Annotated in this window: 1 protein-coding gene; it reads right to left on the reverse strand. The window is 46.2% G+C overall.

Translation table 11 applies throughout. From position 1 onward, the window contains the following. Positions 1–528 (reverse strand): succinylglutamate desuccinylase/aspartoacylase family protein (locus R7Q46_RS30045; protein ID WP_318078702.1); only part of this gene is annotated, 528 nt, incomplete at both ends.

Consider the following 528-nt stretch of genomic DNA (forward strand, 5'->3'; position numbering starts at 1 on the left):
TCTAACCCAGCTGGTCGATTTCGCGATAACAGGTTCAGGCAGTTTTTTACGGCTGGCTATTAACATACCGATCGCTTGCATAACGCGTTGAACGCCTAAAACACCAGCACTGATAGATAGCGGATCAAAGCGAAGTGCTTCACCAGCTTCGTAAGTCAATACTGGGATATCACACTTCTCGGCTTCGCTACGTAGCGAGCCATCACGCAATGCAGAGTCAACGATCACTGGCGTGGCAAATGCTTTAGCAATGCGTAGTGTTTCTGGATTGCTCAGGTTAGCGCGTATTTGGGGTAGGTTAGTACGATGAATCGCACCTGTGTGTAAATCTAAAATGTAATCACAACGTTTCGCTATATTATTGAAGAATCCATACGCCATACGCGAGGCGAGTGCGCCTTTTTCACTGCCAGGGAAACAACGGTTTAGATCGCGGCGATCGGGTAAGTAACGAGACTTATGGATAAAGCCAAATACGTTTACGATTGGCACCGCAATAACCGTACCTTTTAGCTTTAATGGGTTTAA

This window comes from Vibrio sp. 811, from assembly GCF_033339195.1.